The organism is Methylobacterium variabile (assembly GCF_001043975.1).
GTDB classification, from domain to species: Bacteria; Pseudomonadota; Alphaproteobacteria; order Rhizobiales; family Beijerinckiaceae; genus Methylobacterium; species Methylobacterium variabile.
On sequence record NZ_LABY01000317.1, the window covers coordinates 1 to 1,002 of the forward strand.

Consider the following 1,002-nt stretch of genomic DNA (forward strand, 5'->3'; position numbering starts at 1 on the left):
CTGGTAGTAGAGGAAGTCGCCATCCGGCGACACTTCGAGCTGGTCCGCATGCACGTAGACCGGCGCGCCGTCCGGCCCACGCACGATGCGCCCCTCGGCCGAGATTGGCCGCGAGGCCGTGACCGAGGTGTGGCCCTCGAGGACGCGGTAGCCCCAGCTCGTTGCGGGATTGAGCACCACCAGGGCCGGCGCGCCTGCATCAGTGAGATAGACGAGAGAACCGTTAAAGCGAACGTCGTCAATGAAGCTTTTGCGCGTCACCACGCCGTCGAGCGGGATCGTCCGCCGCACCCTGGCGCCGGCGATATCGACCTGAACGAGCTTGCAGCCGCCCGGGCGCATCGGCTGGCCGAAGCCGGGCGATCCGGTATCGACGAGCCAGAGGTCGCCATCGGGGCCGATCCGGAGGGAATTGACCCAGACGAGAGTGCGGGCGGGATCGGCCCCGTCCGCGAAGGCGTTCCAGGCCTCGTCCGGGAACGGCACCGGGCGGCCGTTGCGGATCTCGACGACGCGGGGACCGACGCTGCCGTCGATGCGCGCGAGCGCGGCGAAAATCCGGCCCTCGGGCGTCACCGCGACGCCATTGGTGACGGCGTCCGGAAGCGCGAAGGCGAGCGTTAGGTTAGGTGCGGCGGGATGGGCGCCCTCGGCCGCGCAGCTCGGGCCGGCGGCGAGTAGGGCCCCGGCCCCGGTCAGCCAGGCGCGCCGATCTATCGTCGCCCCATCGCTCACGCCCATCCCTCCAGAACGATCTTGCTCTTGGCCCGCCCACTCTCGATCAGCGCGTGAGCGCGGCGGAGATTGATGGCGGAGATCGGGCCAAAGCTCTCTGCGAAGGTGGTCTTCAGCGTGCCGGCCTCCACCAGCCGCGCAACTTCGTCGAGGAGCCGGCCCTGTTCAGCGATGTCGGCAGTGGCAAACATCGAGCGGGTGAACATGAACTCCCAATGGGTTGAGACGCTCTTGCGCTTAAACGGTAGCACGTCGAGGCTCGCCGGA

General features: G+C 68.7%; 2 protein-coding genes. Both read right to left on the minus strand.

Annotated features, from left to right (window positions below; genetic code table 11):
* Positions 1-735, minus strand: a 735-nt coding sequence (locus tag VQ02_RS32020; RefSeq protein ID WP_245239913.1) for a major royal jelly family protein, incomplete at its 3' end; no start/stop codon positions are given.
* The coding region (locus VQ02_RS32025) for a zinc-binding dehydrogenase (protein WP_048448310.1) at positions 732-1,002 on the minus strand (271 nt) is incomplete at its 5' end. The genes VQ02_RS32025 and VQ02_RS32020, both read right to left, overlap by 4 nt.